This is a genomic window from Streptomyces sp. C, assembly GCF_000158895.1.
Taxonomy (GTDB): Bacteria; Actinomycetota; Actinomycetes; order Streptomycetales; family Streptomycetaceae; genus Streptomyces; species Streptomyces racemochromogenes.
The window spans coordinates 6,622,529-6,640,723 of record NZ_GG657750.1 but is presented as its reverse complement, the minus strand read 5'-3'; the positions used below and the strand labels follow the sequence as shown (position 1 = coordinate 6,640,723).

The following is an 18,195-nucleotide window of genomic DNA, read 5'->3' as shown; positions in this document are numbered from 1 at the left end:
CGAAACCTTTGCGAGAACGGGATTCATGGATCCGCCGGCGAGTGCGATGTCGGCGGTCTCCAATGTGACGTGGGAGGAGTGCTCCCCCATGGTGATGCCGACGTCTGCCAGGGCGAGGGCGGGAGCGTCGTTGGTGCCGTCGCCGACCATGGCCACGGTGTGGCCTTCGGCCTGTAGGTCCCGGATCAGCTGGAGTTTGGCCTCCGGGAGCGCGTGGGCGTGGACTTCGGTGATCCCGAGGGTGTCGGCGACGACCTGGGCCGTCTCCGGCGCGTCGCCGGTGAGCAGGATCAGGCGGGAGACTCCGAGGTCACGCAGCTGCTGGATGACGGTCTCGGCGCCGGCCCGTACGGCGTCGGAGACGCCGAGCATGCCGATGAGGTCCTTGTCGTGGGCCAGGCAGATGACGGTCTCACCGCCGGCGCGCAGCCGTTCGGTCCAGTCCCGTGCGTCCTCGGTGAGGGCCACGCCGTGCTGGCGCAGGAGGGCGGGACTGCCCACGAGCAGGCGGGTGCCGTCGAGTTCGGCCCGCATGCCCATCCCGAGGACGACTTCGCACGCCTGGTGGATCGGCACGTGGAGGTGCTGTTCCTCGGTGCGGGCGACGATGGCCTGGGCGAGCGGGTGGCGTGCGTGCAGTTCCCCGGAGGCGGCCAGGCTCAGCACCTCGTCGGCGGTGACCTTCTCGTTGAGGGTCACCACGCTCGTGACCAGGGGGCGGCCGAAGGTGAGGGTGCCGGTCTTGTCGAAGACGACCGCGGTGACCCGGCCGATGCCTTCCAGGTGGGTGCCGCCCTTGATGAGGGTGCCACGGCGGGCGCCGTTGCCGATGGCGGCGCTGATGGCGGTCGGGGTGGCGAGTCCCGCCGCGCAGGGGCAGGCGATGAGCAGCATGGTCATCGCGCGTCGTGCGTCGCGGGTGACTACGTAGGTGACTGCGGCCAGGGCGAAGGAGACGGGGACGAAGCGCTGTGTGAAGCGGGTGGCCACGGTTTGGATCGGGGCCCGGTCCGACTGGGCTTCCTCGACCCGGCTGATGATCCTGCCGACCGTGGCGTCCGCGCCGACGGAGTCGGCCCCGACGAGCGCGCCCGCACCACGGACTGAGGAGACGCGCATGGCGTCCTCCCTGCCGGAGGGAAACCGAAACGGTCATCACTTCCAGTGTCTCCCCGTGTGGTCGCGTCCTCCACTTGGTGGCCGAGCGCCATCCGGTGCCTTCAGCATCGCGGCGCGGGGTCTGGCAGCGCCGTGAGCGAGGCGGACAGCAGCTCCTTGGTGACGGTGTGCTGCGGCTTCTCGATCAGCTGATCGGCCGGGCCGGCCTCGACGATCCGGCCTGCGTCGAGTACCGCGATCCGGTCCGCGAGGGCTCCGGCGGCGGTGAGGTCGTGGGTGATGAAGACCAGGCTGAGTTCGCTGGTTTCCCTGAGCCGGGCGAGGGAGTCGAGGATGGTGGTCCGTGTCGCTGTGTCGAGGCCGGAGGTGATCTCGTCGCAGATGAGGACGTGTGGCCCGGCCAGCAGGGCCCGGGCCAACGCCGCTCGCTGGAGTTCGCCGCCGGAGAGCTCTGCGGGGCGGCGCCCGGCAAGGCTTTCGGTGAGGCCGAACCCGTCGAGGGTGCTCAGGGCCGTACGCCGCGCGTCCCCCGGCACAGCTCCGCGGAGCCGTACCGCGCTGCGGGCGACCTGGTCCAGGATCGGCCGGTGCTCGTCGAAGGCCGCCTTCGCGTCCTGGAACACGTACTGCACTGCGGCCAGTTCGGCTCGAGTGCGGGAACGGAGACTTCGCGGCAGCGGCATGCCGTCGAGCAGGACCGTGCCCTCGTACGCGCGATGCAGCCCGGCCAGGCAGCGTCCGAGGGTGGTCTTGCCGCTCCCGGAGCGGCCGACGAGCGCCAGGCACTCCCCTGCCGCGAGCGAGACATCGATGTCGCTCAGCACCTCGGCGGCTCCCTGCACGGTCCGGTGCCGTGCAGTCAGGTTCCGCGTCTCCAGGCGCATGCGGCCGCGGGGGCGGGGCGTTCGCGCAACGCGCGGCTTCTCGGGTACGGGACCTTCCAGGACGGATGACGCTGGTCCTCGGTCGACGACCTTCCCGGCCTGCATCACCACGACCTCGTCGGCGAGTTTCCGTACGACGTCCAGGTCGTGGCTGAGCAGGATGACGGCGATGCCCTGTGCGGCCACGGCGGCCAGCTCCGCCACGATGCCCTGTTTGGTGAGGACGTCCTGGCCGGTGGTGGGTTCGTCGGCGACGATGACCCGGGCGCCCAGCAAGAGTGCCTGGGCCAGGACGACCCGCTGCTGCTGTCCGCCGGAGAGTTGGTGCGGGAAGCGGCGCAACACGGTGTCGGGGTTCGGAATCTGGGCGAGGCTCAGGGCCTGTTCGATGCGGCTCATGCGCTCTCGCCGGTCGCCTCCCTGGCGGGCGGTGATGTCGGTGAGCAGGGCGCCGACGCGCCGGGCGGGGTTGAGAACGGAAGCCGGGTGCTGGGGTACGTATCCGACCGGGCCCGCGGGTGTGTGGACCTCGCCGTCGACGACAGCGCCGGCCGGGTATTCGCCCAGGAGGGCGAGCCCCGTGGTGGTCTTCCCGCTGCCGGACGGGCCGATGACGGCGGTGATCCTGCCCGCGTGCGCGGCGAGGCTCACGCCGTCGACGATCGGCCGCCCGCCGATCTCCACGCGCAGGTCGTGTACCTCTGCGACGAGGGTCATCGTCTCGCTCCCTTCTGGGGGGTGCGCCGTTGGAGGGCGGCATCGAACAGGAGGTTGGTGCCCATCGACAGGGCCGCGATGAGTAGGGCCGGCACGACCACGGCCCAGGGCTGGAGGAACAGGCCGGTGCGGTTGCGGTCGACCATCACCGCCCAGTCGGCGGCGTCCGGCTGTACGCCCACGCCGAGGAAAGCGGCGGTCGCGACCAGGTAGAGGGCTCCGGTGAGCCGGATTCCGGCGTCGGCGGCGAGGGTGCGGCGCATGGAGCGGGCCACGTACCCGATGGCCGTGCGCCACCAGGATTCGCCCTGCATGCGCAGCGCTTCCACGGCCGGCCGGGAGGAGATCTCGACGGCCGCCGCATGCACGACCCGGGCGGCGTCGGGTACGGCGGCCAGGCCGACCAGGACGGTGAGTCCGGCGGGTCCCGGGGTGAGGGTGGCCGCGACGAGCAGCACCAGCAGGAGGGAGGGGACCGCGATGACCACGTCCAGGGGGCGCATCAGTGCTTCTTCCAGCCAGGTGCGGCGGGTGAGGGCTGCGGTGAGGCCCAGCGGGATGGCAACGAGGTAGGCGAGGGCGGTGGCCGCGATCGCCACGAGGACGACGGAGCGGCCGCCGAGGAGTACCTGCTGCCAGACGTCGCGTCCGCTGAAGTCGGTGCCGAGCCAGTGCCCGTCGCCGGAGGCGAAGGAGACCGAGCGGGGACCGGCCGGGCCCGCCACGAAGGGGCCCACCAGGGCAAGGAGGCCGGGGAGGCCGATCAGCGCGAGGGCGAGGAGGGACCTCGTGGGTTTCTGCTTCATGCCGCCACCTCGGATCGGGGTGCGAAGCGGCGGGCGGCCAGGTCGGCGGCGAGGTTGAGCGCGACGGTGACGATGCCGAAGACGACGGCCATGCCCTGGACGACGGGGATGTCGCGGGCGGCGACGGCTTCGATGAGGACGGTGCCCAGGCCGGGGATCACGAAGAGGGCCTCCACGACGATCACTCCGCTGAGGAGCCAGTCGCAGGTACGGGCCAGTTGCTGGGTGGCGGGGGCGAGCGCGTTGGGCAGGGCGTGGGTCCAGCTGATCCGGGCGCCGGAGATTCCGTAGCGGCGTGCCTGGGCGACGTACGGCGATGCCATCGCGTCGATCATCCCGGCGCGTACGAGGCGGCTGATGGTGCACACGGGCCGCGACAGCAGAACGACGACGGGCAGGATCAGGACGGCGGGCTCGGTGAACACGTCGGCGCCGACGGCGGTGGGCGGCAGCCAGCCCAGCCACAGCCCGAAGAGCGTGGCGAGCAGCACCCCGACGGCGAATTCCGGTACGGCGTGCACGGCGAGGGTCAGGGCGCTGACTGTCCGGTCCAGCGGGCCGCCCTCGCGGCGGGCCGCCAGGACCCCGAGGCCCACCGAGACGGGGACGAGCAGGGCGAGGGTCGCCGCGGCCAGGAGGAGGGTGGGTCCGAGGCCTGCGGTCAGGTAGCCGGTGACGGGCCGTCCGCTGATCAGGGAGGTGCCGAGGTCGCCGTGCAGGAGGCCGGCGACCCAGTCGGCGAGGCGTTCGGCGGCGGGCCGGTCCAGGCCCATCGTCTCGCGGATGCGGGCGATGCGGGCGGGATCGGGCTGGTCCCCGGCGAGCGCGACGGCCGCGTCACCGGGCAGCGCCTCGGTGAGGGCGAAGACGAACAGGACGACGGCCGCCGTCTGCCCCAGGCCGAGGAGCAGGCGGCGGCCCATCCACGAGAGGTGCGGTGTCACGCCAGCCAGATCTTGTCGAAGCGGGCCCAGTCGAGGGTGTTGGCGGGGGCCGTCTTCGACACCCCGTGCACCTTGGGCGCTGTGGCGATGATCCAGTCGGCGAAGCCCCAGATCAGGAAGCCGCCCTCGTCGTACAGCCGGCGCTGCATCCGCTCGTAGAGGGCGCCGCGCTGCGTGACGTCGCGGGTGGACTGGGCCTGCTGGTACAGGTCGTCGAAGTCCTTCTGCTGCCACTTGGTGGCGTTCGTGGTGGAGCCGGTCAGCAGCCGCTGCGAGATGTGGGACTCGATGGGCATGGCGCCCGAGCGGTAGGAGGCGAAGGTGCCGTTGTTCAGGATGTCCTTCCAGTACGTGTCCTTGTTGCCCACCTTGATCTCGACGGTGACCCCGGCCTTGGCCGCCTGCTCCTTGAAGATGCCGGCGGCCTCGACGAAGCCGGTGGCGGCGGGGGCGGTGTCGAGGGTGACCTTGAGTCCCTCGGCCCCGGCCTCCTTGAGCAGGGCGCGGGCCTTGTAGAGGTCCTGGGTGCGCTGAGGGAGACCTGCGGGGTAGTACTGGTAGCCCTTGCCGAACAGGTCGTTTCCGATCTCGCCGGCGCCGGAGAGGGCCCCGTCGACGAGTTCCTTGCGGTCGGCGATGAGGAAGAAGGCCTGACGGACCCTGGGGTCGTTGAAGGGCGGGCGGTCGGTCTTCATGACGAAGCCCTGCATCGCGCTGCCCGGGAGCCGGACGATCTCGATCTTGCCCTTGCCCTCGTGGGTGCGGGCGGTGGCGGGGTTCAGCTCGTGGGCGTACTCGACCTGACCGCCGAGCAGGGCGCTGACGCGCGCCGACTCCTCGCCGGCGACGACGAATTCGAGCTCGTCCAGGTGCGGGGCGCCCTCCCAGTAGGCCTCGTTGCGCTTGACGACCAGAGACTTGCCGGGAGTGAAGGAAACGAAGCTGAACGGGCCGGAGCCGATGGGCTTGTCGAAGGCGTTGGCGTCCTTGGGGACGATGTACGCGCCGAAGGCGGCGAGGACGTTGGGGAATTCGGCGTACGGCCGCTTGAGCTTGAACTCGATGGTGGAGGCGTCCACCGCGCGGCTCGCGTCGAGGTCGATGGGCTCCAGGGATGCCTTGGCCCGGAAGGTGCCCTTGGGGTCGGCGATCCTGCGGTAGCTGTAGAGGACGTCCTCGGCGGTGACCGGCTTGCCGTCGTGGAAGGCGGCCTTGCGCAGGGTGATGCGCCAGGTATCGAGCCCCTCGTTGGGCTCCCAGCGCTCGGCGAGCCTGGGGACGGCAGCGAGGTCCGCGCCGAAGTCGGCGAGCTTGTCGAAGAGGGCCTTGGCACGGGCGGCGTCGACGAACAGGTTGGCGGCGTGCGGGTCGAGGGTCTCGTTGGCACCACCGCCGGCGAAGGCGGCGCGCAGTCGGCCGCCCTGCTTGGGGGCTCCCTCGGCGGCGTTCTTGGCGTCCGGGGTGGTGGTGCCGGTGCCGCAGGCGGCGGTGAAGGCGAGGGCGGTGGCGCCGGTGGCGAGGAGGAAGCCTCTGCGGGCGAGGCTGGAGCGGACGTCGTTCATGCGGGGGTGTCTCCGTTACTGGGGTGAGGCATGAGCCGGGCGACGAGGTGGAGGCGGTCGGAACTCGTGGTCCCGTGCGGGGCCCCGCCCTCGCTCCACGGCGGTTCGGTGCGGGGGCCGGGTCCGTCGTGCAGCGCGAGGACCTCGAAGCCTGCGGTGGTGAGGAAGTACCGGATTTCCTGCGGGAAGAGCAGGCGCCAGGCGGAGCGCTGTTCCTCCTGTGGGCAGCCGTCTTCGGCGGTCCAGATTCTCCGGCGGCGCAGGAGTTGCGCGCCGTGGTCGATCCACAGGGTGGTGTGGGAGGTGTACGTGGTGCCGCGCCAGGCGAAGGAGGCGGTGTGCGGCCCGTCGAGGAGTTCGGTGTTGCCGAGGAAGAAGGCGCCGTTGCGCATTTCGGCGACGAGCAGCCCGCCCGGGGCGAGATGGGCGCGGCAGCGGGCGAGGAAGGCGGTCAGGTCCTCGTTGGTGTGGCAGTAGAGGAAGGCGCTGTCGAGGCAGACGATCGCGTCGAAGGTGGCTCCGAGGTCGAACTCGCGCATGTCGGCCAGGCGGTATGCGGGGCCCGGGTTGTGGGTCCCCGCGTGGGCCAGCATCGCCTGCGAGGTGTCGATGCCGGTGACTTCGCGGCCGGCTCGGTGGTGCAGCCAGGCGGCGTCGCGGCCGGTGCCGCAGCCGACGTCGAGTACGCGGGGTCCGGCCCCGTGGCGGGCCAGTACGTCCTCGGTCCAGCGGGCGGCGAGCCGTTCGGGGTCGGGGAAGCGTTCCTCGTAGAGCTCGGGGTGGTCGGTGAGCAGGTTGCCGCTGGTGGTGGCTGTCATCGGGTCTCGCTTCGGGGACGTGCGGGGTGAGCGTGGGCCGTCGGATCGGGTGCCTGCCCCACGGGCAGGAGGCGTCGTCGCTGGAGATGTGCGACGGCCACGGCCGAGGCCAGGCCGAGAGCGAGGCAGCAGACGTACGGCAGCCAGGTCAGGCCGGTGTGTCCGGCCGTGTCCATGGACCAGCCGATGGCCGCGCTGCCGGCTGCGGCCGCGATGCCGGAGACCGCGTAGAAGAGGCCGTAGAGCGTGCCGGTCAGGTTCGCGCGGCCGAAGGCCGGTATCAGCTCCATCACGAAGGGCTGGGCGACCATCACCCCGAGGTGCAGCAGCAGGGCCCCGGCGAGCACCGGCAGGAGGCGCAGCGGGTGCGCGGTGGCGGTGCCCGCCACGAGCATCGGGGGCAGGAATCCGAGGCCCATGACGCCCAGGCCGGTGGCGATCCAGCGCCCCCTGCTCCCCCGGGCCTTCAGGGCCCGGGTGATGCGCAGCTGGAACAGCAGGTTGGCGACGGTCCCGGCGAGGAACAGCAGGCCGACCGAGCCGCCCCAGCCGGAGGCATCGGTCGCCGCCCGGGGCAGCAGCAGGTACAGCTGGTTCTCCAGCCCGTACATGCCGACCATGGCGAGGGAGAACGCGAGGAAGCGACGGTTGCCCGCGGCCTCGCGCCAGTCGGCGAGGACACCGGTGTCGGGGGCCGGTACCTCACGGGCAGGCAGCACCAGCAGCTGGGCCAGGGTCAGGGCGGCGAACACGCCGGCCGCGGTGACGGCGGCGGCCCGGAAGTCCACGAGGAGCAGCAGGGTGCCCAGCAGCGGGCCGAGCAGCGCCCCGGTCGTGGCGAAGACGTTGAACAGCGCGAACGCCTCGGCTTTGCGCTCACCCGCCTCCTGGGCGACGTAGGTCCGCACGGCGGGGTTGAACAGGGCCCCCGCGAGCCCGCTGAGTATGGACGCGGCGATCAGCAGCGGCAGGCTGTCGCCAAGGGCGAACAGACCGAATCCCATCGTGCGCAGCGCGCACCTCGCGATGATCACTCCCGCGGGCGTCGAGCCGGTCGGCGTCGAGTCGTCGATCAGGAACAGGCCTGCTGGCTGAGGTTGCGCAGGCCCGAGGACGACGCCGACACGGCGGCCGAAAGCCCGAGGTCGTCGGAGAGGTGGGTGGCGAGGTACGGGACGAGCAGGTAGAAGCCGGTGTTGACGCCGAGCTGGTTGACCAGGAGCAGGCGGACGGCGAGGGGGAAGCCTCGCATCGAGGTGAGCATCTTCACCGTACGACCGCCATGTGGGTGCGTCTGACGCCGAGTCCGGCCCGGTCGGCGGCGCGTACGGTGCCGTCCGTGCCGCCGATGCCGGTCCAGGGGTCGTCGGCGAGCAGCAGGTGCCCGTCGAGGTCGACCCAGCGGGCCCGGTCGGCGAGGTGCACGGCGGGGGCGATGCCGAGGGAGCTGGCGGTGAGGCAGCCGAGCATGAGGTCGGTGCCGCTGCCGCGCAGGGCTTCGTGGATGCGCAGGGCGGCCCGTACCCCGCCGCACTTGGCGAGTTTGACGTTGACGCCGTGGACCAGTCCTGCGAGCGCGACGGCGTCCTCGTACGAGACGGCGTCCTCGTCGGCGATGACGGGGACCGGGGACTCCTTCGCCACGCGGGCGAGGGAATCGGGGCTGCCCGGTGCGACGGGCTGCTCCACGGCGGTGACGCCGAGCTCGGCGAAGCGCGGCAGCAGCTCGATCGCCTGGCGTTCGGTCCACGCACCGTTGGGGTCGAGCAGCAGGGCCGCCTCGGGAGCTCCGTCGCGTACGGCGGCCACGCGCGCGAGGTCTTGGGCCGGATCGGGGGATCCCGCTTTGACCTTGAGGGCGGTGAAGCCGCTCATGGCGAACCGGGCGGCCTGCACGGCGGCGGCCACTGGCGCGGTGATGCCGATCGTACGGGTGGTCGGCGCGGTCGGCGCGGTCGGCGTCCCCAGCAGGTGGTGGGCGGGCCGGCCGGCCCGTTTGCCGACCAGGTCGAGCAGCGCTGCCTCCAGACCGGCGAGCACGCCGGCCGGCAGCTTCGGCAAGCCGGGCAGCGAGTCGGTCATGTGTTCGCCCCACGCGGTCTCGGGGTCGGGAAGGTGTTCGACGGCGGCGCGCGCCGTGGTGAGGTGCCGGAGGATGCGAGCAGTGGGCAGGCCGAGGAAGTCGCTGCTGACGACTTCTCCCCAGCCGGTCAGGCCACCGTGCTCGATCGCGGCCCAGACGGCGTCGCGGCGGGCCATCACCGAGCGGGAGATGCGCAGCGGCTCGGCCAGTTCCAGCTCGGTGACGTGCCAGGTGAGCCTCATGCCGCGCCTCCCCGCGTCGGTGCGGGCAGCTGCGGCCAGGTGGCCGCGAGCGGGTCGACGACGGTGCGGCAACGGGTCCAGCCGACGGCCTCGGTGGCGTGCGGGTGTGCGATCTCCAGCGGACGGCGGGCGAGTTCGGCCCGGTCGAGGCCGTGCGCGTGGCAGAAGTCGTCGTCGTAGACGGTGCCGAGGTAGCGGTGCGGCCCGTCCGGGAACACGGTTGCGACGACCGCGCCGGCTTCCACCCGGGAGGCCCAGGCGGAGACGAGTGCGACGGCGCCGGTGCTCCAGCCGCCGCTGACGAAGCCGGTACGGGCGAGCCGGCGGCAGGCGTCGACCGCTTCGGCCGCGCCCACCCAGTGGACCTCGTCGAAGGCGTGGTGGACGACGTTGCGCGGGTGGATGCTGCTGCCGAGCCCCCGCATGAGGCGGGGGCGAGCGGGCTGGCCGAAGATGGCGGAGCCGACGGAGTCGACGCCGATCACCTTCAGGTGCGGCCAGCGGCGGCGGAGCGGGCCGATGAGCCCGGCGCTGTGGCCGCCGGTGCCGACGCTGCACACCAGGACGTCCAGGTGGTCGAGCTGCCCGCAGAGTTCGGCGGCCATGGACAGGTAGCCGGCCGCGTTGTCCGGATTGTTGTACTGGTCGGGCCAGTAGGCATCCGGGATCCGGGCCAGGACCTCGCGCAGCCGGCCGATCCGGGCGGCCTGCCAGCCGCCCTCGGTGGCGGGCCGCTCCACCAGCTCCAGCTGCGCGCCGTACGCCCGGAGCAACTGCCGCATGGACGGTTCGAGTTCGCGGTCGCCGACGAGGACGACGGGATGGCCGAGGGCCTGTCCGGCGAAGGCGAGACCGACCCCCAGGGTTCCGGAGGTGGATTCGACCACGGTGGCGCCCGGGCGGAGTTCGCCGCGCTGCCGGGCGCCGCGCAGCATGGACACGGCGGACCGCGCCTTCATCCCCCCGGCGCCGAGGCATTCGAGCTTGGCCCAGAAGCCCGGGTGGGCGTAGGGCAGTTCCGTGCGGATCCGGGCGATCGGAGTACGGCCGACCAGGGTCAGCAGCTCCGGGCTCGTGGTGTGGACCGGCGGGCGGTCCAGCGAGGGTGCGGTGGTCACCGGGTGCTGCCTCCGTAGCGATGGATGACGCCCGGGCCGCCGTCGAGCCAGAAAAAGGGGTAGGGCTCGGCCGACACGGCGCTGACCCCGGCGCCCAGGAAGCACGGGAGGACCGCGCTGCCGGTCTGGGCGAACATCACCAGGGGGTCGCCGGTGGCTGCGGCGTGGTCGAGCAGCGGCTGGAAGCTTCCGTTCCCGAGGGTCATGCCGGAGGCGAGGACGGCGTCGCAGTGCTCCAGCTCTGCGAGGGCGTCGGTCCGTACGGGCTCGCCCCACTCGGTGGTGCCGCCCTTGAGGTCGCAGGGCACGTATTCCAGGCCGCGCGCACGCAGCTGTTCCAGCAGGGAGTTGACCACGCCGATGACGAGGACCCGGCGGATCCCGGTTGCGGGCAGCAGGTCGACCACCGCGCGAGCACGGGCTCGGGACCGGTGCAGGGAGCTGCCGGCCGGCAGGGTGTAAGGGCGGGCGCCGTGATCGGGGGTGTGGGGGCGTACGTGGCTCAGGTACGCGTCGAGCGCGGCGACTCCGCACGGGAAGCATCGGGTGGCTGAGGAGTTCGGCCACCGAGGCTCCGACACAGTCGTCGAGTGCCGCCGCGGGCAGGGCGCCCGGCTCCACGGCGCAGGATCCGACGGCAGCGTCGAGGCGCAGGCTGAGCACCTCGTTGCGGTATCCGCTGCTGCGGCCGGCGTGCGGACCGCTTGGGCCGTGGTGAAGGCGAGCGCGATGCGTTCCCGGGCGGGGTCGGGACCGTACGTCCCGGTGCGGACCGCTTCGACGAGCTGGTCGACGGTGCGTACGGCGGGCTCGTGCAGGGTGGGGTGGTCATGCGGCACCACCGAAGGCAGCTCGGCGAACACTCTTCATACGCGGGGTGCAGGTGCGCGAGGAGCCTGCTCGGCGGTTTCCCTCGCCCCACTGCCCTGGGTGTCGGCGGTCATGATGTGGCCGGGGTATTCGTTGTTGCTGGTCGCGGCCCGTACTGCACGGCCCGGCCCGGCAAGGGTGAGCTCCAGGACCCCGGGCTGCGCCCTGACCTCGTCGGCGCCTTCGATACCGGTGAGGGTGCCGGTGGTGTCGGGGAGGAGGAAGGCGATGGCGGCGCTGTGCATGCCGGTCGGCCGCGGCTCGAGGTCGGGCAGCTGACCGAGGGCGACGTCTACGCAGGCGGCGGCCAGATCGATGCCCGTGACGTGCCGGACGAGTTCGGTGATCCGGTTGCCGGCGGGCCGGGGGTTGACCTCGACCACCTTGGGACCCTCGGACGTCAGTTTGATTTCGGTGTGGCACACGACGTGGTCCAGGCCGAGGGCCTTGATCGCGACCACCGCCGCGTCGACCGCTTCCCGCTCCGACTCCGGCGTGATGCCCGCCGGGAACATGTGGCCGGTCTCGATGAAGGCGGGCGCCCCACCGATGCTCTTGTCCGTGACACCGACCACGCCGATGACACCGCCGAAGGAGACGGTCTCGACGCTGACCTCGGGGCCGGTGAGCAGTGCTTCGAGGAGGAGAACGGGGCTGCGGTCCTGCCCGCGCGCGTTGACCGGGAACTCTTCCAGCGCCCGGCAGGCCGCCTCCAGCTCGCGCTCGTCGCGGACCTCCCGCACCAGCATCCCGGCACACAGGTCCACCGGCTTGACCACCAGCGGATACCCGATTTCCCGGGCGGCGGCCGCGGCCTGAGCCGTGTCCGCGCAGAGCGCGAAGCGGGGGCCCGGCACCCCGGCCTCGGCCAGCACCCGGCGGGTCAGGTCCTTGCGGCAGGCGGCCTCGACGGCCTCGGCGGCCGGGCCGGGCAGGCCCAGCCGCTCGGCGATCCGGGCTACGGCCGGCAGGTAGTAGTCGCAGGACGAGACGACCCCGTCGAAGGCGAGCACCGCGTGCAGCCGCTCCAGGTGGGGCAGCAGTTCCCCCATGTCGTTGGTGTCCGCGGTGATGATGTTGCGCGCCGCCAGCAGCGGGTGCGGGCCGTCGGACCCGGCGCCGCGCAGATAGTGGTGCAGGTCGCGGGTGACGAACGTGAACTCGTGCCCGCCCTCTCCGATCGCCCTGGGCAGCAGCCTGCTCATCGACCCCACCCAGCTCTCGACAACCAGCAGATGCGCCAAGGGACTTCCTCTCAAAATGCCGTCACGACCGCGGGGCCCACCTGCGGAGCGGACTGCCTGACGGGAGACATCCGCACCGGACCGAGGAGGAAGTTACCCGAAATCGTTTTCATTTCCAATAGAGTGGATTTCCGGTAGCCTGCCGCTCACGAGACCGGCGTGCCGGAAGGGAGCCACCGAGACATGAGGGACCTGCCGCAGGGGCGAGGGAGCGGGCCGTACGTCGTACGGCACGCCGGGCGGAGCGACGTAGCCGGCGCGCGGAGCGTCATGCTCGACACGTTCTACCGGGAGTTCGACTACGGGTACGTACCCCAATGGCACGACGACGTCGTCGACATCGTCGGCACCTACCTCACGCATCCGCGCCACACCCTCGTCGTGGCGGTCCTCGGTGAGGAGGTGGTCGGCACCACCGCACTGAACTCCCGGGGCCCCGCCCACCCCCCGCACCCCCGCCGGCTCACCGAGCGCTACCCCACGGGGCGCACGGCACAGCTCCTGCGGGTGTACGTGCGCCCGGACCACCGCAGGCACGGACTGGCCCGCGCCATGGTCAGGACGGCCTGCGAGTTCGCCGCGGGCGTGCCCGGTTACGACGCCATCTACCTGCACACCAACGTCGACATCCCCGGCGCGGAGGCCTTCTGGCGCAGCATCGCCGACGAAGTCTGCGACGCCCGGACGACGGGCGAGCACGGCGGCTACGGGACCGTCCACTTCGAAATCCCGATCCCCGTCGCGGCCGCCACCGGCCGCTGCGGCGGCTAGCCGGCGCGGCGCTTCCCCTGCGAGGGCCGCCCGGGTACGTCGTCACCCGTGCGTGGCACGTGCCCGCTCCTCGGGCTCTCCGAGCCTCACCGGGACCGCGACCGGGATGGTGCGGTCGGGCCGACGATCCGTCACGTCGGATGCCGTCACACGTTCTTCATGCTCCGTGCATGGTCCTGGTGCGGCTCCCCCGCGCACGATCGAACAGAGCCGGGCCCGAGCCAGCCCGGTCGCACCCGCAGCCGCACCCGAGGAGCAGTCCCCCATGCCCAGCCGCCGTACCTTCCTGGCCGCTTCGACCGCTACGCTCGGTCTGACCGCAGTCACCGCCACCACCGCCGGGTCGGCACAGGCGGTGCCCGCGGTGACGGTCCCGGAAACGAAGGACGGCTCCGGCACCCGGCTGCCGAACATCGTCGTCGTCCTCGCCGACGACCTCGGCTACGGCGAACTCGGCTCCTACGGCCAGAAGCTGATCTCCACCCCCCGCCTGGACCGGCTCGCCACCGAGGGGCTCCGCTTCACCGATGCCTACTCCACCGCCGCCGTCTGCGCACCCTCCCGCTGCTCCCTGCTGACCGGACTCCACACCGGCCACTCCACGGTCCGCGCCAACCCCTCCTCCGGCGGCCAGGGGTCGCTCACCGCCACCGACACCACCTTCGCCCAGGTGCTCCGGGCGCGCGGCTACCGAACCGCCGTGATCGGCAAGTGGGGCTTCGGTCCGGAGGCCGCCGGCCAGGACAGCCATCCGGCCGCCCGCGGCTTCGAGGAGTTCTACGGCTACATCGACCACAGCCACGCCCACCAGTACTACCCCGAGTACCTCTGGCACAACGCGGTCAAGGAGCCCATCCCCGCCAACGCCGGCGGCGCCAAGGCCGTGTACGCACCCCACCTCCTCGAACAGCACGCCCTGGAGTTCATCGACACCCACGCAGCCGAACCCTTCCTCCTCCTGCTCACCCCGAACGTCCCGCACGCGCCCAGCGACATCCCCGACAGCAGCGCCTACGCCGACCGCAGCTGGACGGCCGCGAACAAGGGGCACGCGGCCCAGGTCTCCTACTTCGACTCACTGGTCGGCAAGGTGGTCGACCGGCTCCGCTCCCTCGGCCTGGAGCAGGACACCGTCGTCCTCGTCACCAGCGACAACGGCCCCCACGAGGAGGGCGGGGTCAACCCCGACCTGTTCGACGCCAACGGCCCGCTGCGCGGCTACAAGCGCAACCTCTACGAGGGTGGCGTACGCGTGCCCCTCATCGCCTGGGGCCCCGGCCGGGTCCAGCAGGGCACCAGCAACCGCCCCACCCCGCTGACCGACGTCCTCCCCACCCTCGCCGAGCTCGGCGGCGCCCCCGCCCCCACCGACGTGGACGGGCTCTCCGCCGCTCCCCTGCTCGCCGGCAGCCCCGACTCGGCGCGCCACGGACACCTGTACTGGTTCCGCGACGAGCTGGGAGTCACCAGCCGGGCCAACGCCCAGGACGGCAAGCGCGCCACCTGGCTCGCCGAGGCGGTCCGCAGGGAGAACTGGAAGGCCGTGCGCTTCGCCCCCGAACGCGACCACAACCTCCCCGACGACAAGTGGCAGGTGGAGCTGTACGACCTGGCGACCGATCTCGGCGAGACCCGCGACGTCCTCGCCAAGAACCCCTCCAAGGCCGCGGAACTGGTGGCGCTGATGCGCTCCTCCTGGAAGGACACCTATCCGCGCACCCCGTTCGGGACCCGCCTGACGCTGCCCCGCCTGGCCGTCCCCGGCCAGGCGTTCACCGTGACCGCCACCCTCGACAACGGTTCCGCACGCCCCTGGACCACCGCCGCGCTCGGCCTGCGCGCCCCCGCCGGATGGACCGTGACCTCCGCCTCCCCGACCACGGCCGAGGAGCTCGCCGTCGGCGCCCGGCTCACCGCCTCCTGGCAGGTCACACCGCCCGTGGACGCCGCCCCCGCGGCCACGTGGGAGCTCACCGCGGAGGGCACCGCCCTCACCCCGGCCGGCCCGGTCCACTACCCGGCGACGGGCATCGTCCCTACCCCTCCCCCCGCCCCCACTCGCGACTCCTACCTCTCCGACCTCACCTGGATCAGCGCCACCAACGGCTGGGGACCGGTGGAACTCGACACCTCCAACGGCAAGAGCGCCGCCGGCGACGGCCCGCTGATCTCCTTCGGCGGTACGACGTACCCCAAGGGTCTGGGCGTCCACGCGCCCAGCGACCTCGCCTACCACCTCGGCGGTGCCGCCGTACGCTTCACTTCCCTGGTCGGCATCGACGACTTCTCCGCCAAGCAGAGCACCCTCGGCGCCACCCGCGCCAAGGTCTACGGCGACGACCGGCTGATCCTCACCACCCCCACCCTCACGGCCGCCACCGGCCCGGTCCAGGTCGACCTGGACGTGCGCGGCGTCCGCGTCCTGCGACTGGTGGTCGAGGACGCCAACAACCGCACGTCCTACGACCACACCTCCTGGGCCCTGGCCCGGGTCACCGTGTCCTGACCCCCGCGCCGACATGCCAGAGGCCGTTCCGGATCACTCCGGAACGGCCTCTTCCGCAGCTGACGCGCCGTATTCGGTCGACGGACCGTACTACGCGGGGTCGGCGGCCACGCGGAACCCGATGTTGCCGGTCGAGCTGTCGGGCGTGTTCGAGCTTCGCGCGGCGACGCGGTAGCGGTTGCAGTAGGAGTCGTGGCAGAGGTACGAGCCTCCGCGCATCGCGCGGGACGTCTCCTCGGCGGGGGTGAACCAGTCCGCGCACCACTCCCAGACGTTGCCCACCGTGTTGTAGAGGCCGAAGCCGTTGGGCCGGAAGGACTTCACGGGGGCGGTGGAGACGTAGCCGTCGGCACCGGTATTGAGTACGGGGAAATCGCCCTGCCAGATGTTGCACATGTGACGGCCGTCGGGCATGAGCTCGTCGCCCCATGGGTAACGGCGCTGCTCCAGGCCGCCGCGGGCCGCGTACTCCCACTCGGCCTCGGTGGGCAGGCGGGTGCCGGACCAGGCGCAGTACGCCTGGGCGTCGTGCCAGGACACATGGACGACGGGGTGGTTCTGCCGGTCGGTGGCATGCGAACCGGGACCTTCGGGGTGGCGCCAGCTGGCCCCCTCCACCGCCCGCCACCACGGGACGGCCGCCACGGGCGCGGAGACCGCGGCGACCTCGTCGGCGAGGAAGGCCCCGAAGGTGAAGGAGAAGCCGAAGCGTTCGGCCTCTGTCGTGTAGCCGGTGGACTTGGCGAAGGTCGCGAACTGGGCGTTGGTCACGGCTGTGGCCGCGATCCGGAAGGGCTCCACGGCCACCTCTCGGATCGGCCCCTCGGCATCCGCCGGGAAGCCCTCCGGGTCGTCGGTGCCCATGAGGAAGCTGCCACCGGGCAGGGCGAGCAGCTGCCGGGCCACCCGGGAGCCCGGGGACGCGGGGGGCGGCGGCGCGAGGGTGAGCGTCGGGGCATGGGCGTGGCCGGGGGTGCAGCAGTCGGACATGGCGGCTCCGTCGGGACGGTGGGCGGCCGGACGCCCGTACCTCGCGGTGGGGGCGCCCGGCCGGCGGTTCTGTGGTGTGGGTCAGGCCACGCGGTCGGCGGCGAGCCGGGCGGCCAGGGCGGGGATGCCGAGAGCCTGCTCGTCGGCCGAACTGGCCTGGTGGAGCTTGTTGGTCAGCTGGTACGGGTCGTTCACCAGGTCGTAGTACTCGCGGAACTTCACCTGGCCGGTCCCGGACACCGTGCCGTTCTGGTCGGTCGTCAGGTCGTAGTACTCCGTGTACTGCTTGTCCTTGGCGACGTACGAGGACCAGGTCGGCACCCCGCCGGTGGTGGTGCCCTGCTTCCACCACTCCACCAGCAGGTGGTCGCGGCTGTAGGAGGAGAGCAGGGACCGGCCGTCCTGGGGTGCGGCCGGGGTGATGCCCGCCGCGTCGAGGATGGTCGGCGCGATGTCGATGTTCGCGACGATGCGATCGTCCACGGCCCCCGCCCCTCGCCCGCCGGCCGGCCAGGAGAGGTAGAACGGCACCTCGTGAGCCTGGCGGTAGGGCACCGACTTGGCGGTCCAGCCGTGGTCGCCCCAGCTGAAGCCGTTGTCGCCGATGTAGATGACGAGGGTGTTGTCGAGCTGGCCCAGGGCCTGGAGCCTGTCCTTGAAGGCCTGCACCGCGTCATCGACGGAGAGCAGCGTGCGCAGCTGCTCGGCGCGGATGGTCTGGCCGTCGGCGAGGGTGCCGGTCGCGTTCTTGATGTAGGCCGGCTTGTCGCTGCGGTCGTTCTCGGGAACCGAGGGCCGGCCGCTCCAGTGCGGGACGGGTGTGCCCGCGTACTTCGCCTCGGGGGTCCGCGGGCCGTGGGAGGCGTACGGGGTGACGTACGCGAACCAGGGCCGGGTGTCGGTGGCGGCCTTGTCGAGGAAGCTCAGCGTGCGGTTCTTGATGATGTTGGTGGTGTAGCCGTTGATCGTCTGGACGGTGCCGTTGACGTTCCACTGGGCGTCGACGTAGCCGGGCTGGAGGAGGGCGAACTCCTCGAAGTGCGGCGGGTTGTCGGCCAGGGCCCAGGAGTTGAGGTATTTGCCGAACAGGCCGGTGCGATAGCCCGCCTGCTTGAGGTACTTCTGCACGGTGGTGCTCTGGTCGAGCGCGTACGCGGACTGGTTGTTGCGCACGCCGTGGTTGTGGGCGTGGCGGCCGGAGAACACACTCGACCGAGAGGGCGCGCACAACGGGGTGGCGACGTGGCCGTTCGTGAACTTCACCCCCTGGTCGGCGAGCCAGGCGACGGTCTTGGGCAGAGCCCATTCGGTGTGCTTCGGCTGGTCGTCGGTGACGATCAGCAGGATGTTCGGGCGGCCCGCGGCAACGGCGGGGCCGGCACCGGCGACCTGCGCGAGGACGGGTACGGCGGTGGCGGCCGCCACGGCGGCGGCGCCGCCGAGAAAGCCGCGGCGACTCACCGGGTGTCGTCTGTTCGCGCTGTTCTCGCTGTTCTCGCTCATGATGTCCGTTCCTCCTGG

Annotated in this window: 12 protein-coding genes and 3 pseudogenes; 2 read left to right on the top strand and 13 right to left on the bottom strand. The window is 72.0% G+C overall.

Going from position 1 to position 18,195, the window contains the following annotated elements; all coding sequences use genetic code 11:
* Nucleotides 1-69: 69 nt before the first annotated feature.
* From SSNG_RS29790 to SSNG_RS29740, 11 genes and pseudogenes are all read right to left on the bottom strand, one after another.
* Nucleotides 70-1,119, bottom strand: a pseudogene (locus SSNG_RS29790) (HAD-IC family P-type ATPase); the annotation flags it as partial.
* A gap of 101 nt (nucleotides 1,120-1,220) precedes the next feature.
* Complete coding sequence (locus tag SSNG_RS29785; protein WP_050779776.1) at nucleotides 1,221-2,720, bottom strand: ATP-binding cassette domain-containing protein; 1,500 nt, start codon at nucleotides 2,718-2,720, stop codon at nucleotides 1,221-1,223.
* Entirely contained in the window at nucleotides 2,717-3,526 is an 810-nt protein-coding gene (locus SSNG_RS38225) for an ABC transporter permease subunit (protein WP_007267652.1), read from the bottom strand. The genes SSNG_RS29785 and SSNG_RS38225 overlap by 4 nt, the downstream gene beginning before the upstream one ends.
* Nucleotides 3,523-4,479 carry an ABC transporter permease gene (locus SSNG_RS29775; protein ID WP_007267651.1) on the bottom strand — a complete coding sequence of 319 codons (957 nt, stop codon included), beginning with the start codon at nucleotides 4,477-4,479 and terminating at the stop codon, nucleotides 3,523-3,525. The genes SSNG_RS38225 and SSNG_RS29775 overlap by 4 nt, the downstream gene beginning before the upstream one ends.
* On the bottom strand, nucleotides 4,467-6,032 hold the full coding sequence (locus tag SSNG_RS29770) for an ABC transporter substrate-binding protein (protein ID WP_007267650.1): 1,566 nt from the start codon (nucleotides 6,030-6,032) through the stop codon (nucleotides 4,467-4,469). The genes SSNG_RS29775 and SSNG_RS29770 overlap by 13 nt, the downstream gene beginning before the upstream one ends.
* Nucleotides 6,029-6,850 carry a methyltransferase domain-containing protein gene (locus SSNG_RS29765; protein ID WP_007267649.1) on the bottom strand — a complete coding sequence of 274 codons (822 nt, stop codon included), beginning with the start codon at nucleotides 6,848-6,850 and terminating at the stop codon, nucleotides 6,029-6,031. Before SSNG_RS29765 ends, SSNG_RS29770 begins: the two co-directional genes overlap by 4 nt.
* Nucleotides 6,847-8,102, bottom strand: a pseudogene (locus SSNG_RS29760) (MFS transporter). Before SSNG_RS29760 ends, SSNG_RS29765 begins: the two are co-directional and overlap by 4 nt.
* Nucleotides 8,103-8,116: 14 nt before the next feature.
* Nucleotides 8,117-9,175, bottom strand: coding sequence for an enolase C-terminal domain-like protein (locus tag SSNG_RS29755; RefSeq protein WP_042802256.1), 1,059 nt, complete (start codon nucleotides 9,173-9,175; stop codon nucleotides 8,117-8,119).
* Nucleotides 9,172-10,293 (bottom strand): pyridoxal-phosphate dependent enzyme, encoded by a 1,122-nt coding sequence (locus tag SSNG_RS29750; RefSeq protein WP_007267645.1) that lies wholly within the window; start codon nucleotides 10,291-10,293, stop codon nucleotides 9,172-9,174. Before SSNG_RS29750 ends, SSNG_RS29755 begins: the two co-directional genes overlap by 4 nt.
* Nucleotides 10,290-11,111: pseudogene (locus SSNG_RS29745) on the bottom strand (DUF364 domain-containing protein). Before SSNG_RS29745 ends, SSNG_RS29750 begins: the two are co-directional and overlap by 4 nt.
* Before the next feature lie 48 nt (nucleotides 11,112-11,159).
* Entirely contained in the window at nucleotides 11,160-12,407 is a 1,248-nt protein-coding gene (locus SSNG_RS29740) for an ATP-grasp domain-containing protein (protein WP_042802254.1), read from the bottom strand.
* 270 nt (nucleotides 12,408-12,677) lie between these two features.
* Between SSNG_RS29740 and SSNG_RS29735 the strand changes: the two genes are divergently transcribed.
* Nucleotides 12,678-13,178 carry a GNAT family N-acetyltransferase gene (locus tag SSNG_RS29735; protein ID WP_347232474.1) on the top strand — a complete coding sequence of 167 codons (501 nt, stop codon included), beginning with the start codon at nucleotides 12,678-12,680 and terminating at the stop codon, nucleotides 13,176-13,178.
* A gap of 265 nt (nucleotides 13,179-13,443) precedes the next feature.
* A complete protein-coding gene (locus tag SSNG_RS29730) occupies nucleotides 13,444-15,684 on the top strand; it encodes a sulfatase-like hydrolase/transferase (protein ID WP_042802250.1) in 2,241 nt (746 codons plus the stop codon).
* A 90-nt stretch (nucleotides 15,685-15,774) separates the two neighbouring features.
* Here SSNG_RS29730 and SSNG_RS29725 read toward each other — a convergent pair whose 3' ends face one another.
* A complete protein-coding gene (locus SSNG_RS29725) occupies nucleotides 15,775-16,674 on the bottom strand; it encodes a formylglycine-generating enzyme family protein (RefSeq protein WP_007267639.1) in 900 nt (299 codons plus the stop codon).
* A gap of 81 nt (nucleotides 16,675-16,755) precedes the next feature.
* Complete coding sequence (locus SSNG_RS29720) at nucleotides 16,756-18,177, bottom strand: sulfatase (RefSeq protein ID WP_042802249.1); 1,422 nt, start codon at nucleotides 18,175-18,177, stop codon at nucleotides 16,756-16,758.
* Nucleotides 18,178-18,195: the final 18 nt, after the last annotated feature.

Excerpts from the sequence above, each read along its gene's own strand:
- SSNG_RS29785 (WP_050779776.1), bottom strand. The coding sequence starts at position 2,720 with ATGACCCTCGTCGCAGAGGTACACGACCTGCGCGTGGAGATCGGCGGG.
- SSNG_RS29755 (WP_042802256.1), bottom strand. The coding sequence starts at position 9,175 with ATGAGGCTCACCTGGCACGTCACCGAGCTGGAACTGGCCGAGCCGCTG.
- SSNG_RS29720 (WP_042802249.1), bottom strand. The coding sequence starts at position 18,177 with ATGAGCGAGAACAGCGAGAACAGCGCGAACAGACGACACCCGGTGAGT.
- SSNG_RS29765 (WP_007267649.1), bottom strand. The coding sequence starts at position 6,850 with ATGACAGCCACCACCAGCGGCAACCTGCTCACCGACCACCCCGAGCTC.
- SSNG_RS29735 (WP_347232474.1), top strand. The coding sequence starts at position 12,678 with ATGCTCGACACGTTCTACCGGGAGTTCGACTACGGGTACGTACCCCAA.
- SSNG_RS29725 (WP_007267639.1), bottom strand. The coding sequence starts at position 16,674 with ATGTCCGACTGCTGCACCCCCGGCCACGCCCATGCCCCGACGCTCACC.
- SSNG_RS38225 (WP_007267652.1), bottom strand. The coding sequence starts at position 3,526 with ATGAAGCAGAAACCCACGAGGTCCCTCCTCGCCCTCGCGCTGATCGGC.
- SSNG_RS29770 (WP_007267650.1), bottom strand. The coding sequence starts at position 6,032 with ATGAACGACGTCCGCTCCAGCCTCGCCCGCAGAGGCTTCCTCCTCGCC.
- SSNG_RS29730 (WP_042802250.1), top strand. The coding sequence starts at position 13,444 with ATGCCCAGCCGCCGTACCTTCCTGGCCGCTTCGACCGCTACGCTCGGT.